The 587-nt window shown below is 62.7% G+C and carries 1 protein-coding gene; it reads left to right on the plus strand.

What is annotated here, in order from left to right; translation table 11 throughout:
* On the plus strand, positions 1 to 587 hold a 587-nt coding region (gene istB / locus F0185_RS34150), incomplete at both ends, for an IS21-like element helper ATPase IstB (protein ID WP_187362727.1).

A 587-nucleotide genomic window follows, 5' to 3' on the forward strand; every position in this document is an offset into this window, starting at 1 on the left:
GCCGCCGGGCGCAATGTGAGGAAGCAAAGCACGATGACGCGCCTGGCAGGGTTCCCGGTGGTCAAGACGCTGGAGGAGTTCAACTATGACTTCGCCAAGGGCGTCAAGCGTAGCCAGGTCGAGGAGCTGGCCGGCCTGGGATTCGTGGAGCGGCGCGAGAACGTGGTACTGGTCGGTCCTAGCGGCGTGGGCAAGACGCATCTGGCGATGGCGCTCGGCTACAAGGCGACGCAGGCCGGCATCAAGACGCGCTTCACGACGGCGGCCGACCTGATGCTGGCGTTGACCACGGCGCATGCACAAAACAACCTGAAGGCGGTCATGCACCGGGCAATCAAGGCGTACCGCTTGCTGATCATCGACGAGATCGGCTACCTGCCGATGAACCGCGAGCAAGCCAACCTGTTCTTCCAGGTGATCGCCGCCTTGTACGAACGCAGCAGCCTGATCGTGACCAGCAATCTGCCGTTCGGGCAGTGGGACACGACGTTTGCGCAGGATACGACCTTGACCGCAGCGCTATTGGACCGCTTGCTGCATCACGCGCATATCGTGCCGATCGCGGGCGAAAGCTACAGGCTCAAGCA

This window comes from Massilia rubra, assembly GCF_011682065.1.
Taxonomy (GTDB): domain Bacteria; phylum Pseudomonadota; class Gammaproteobacteria; order Burkholderiales; family Burkholderiaceae_D; genus Telluria_A; species Telluria_A rubra.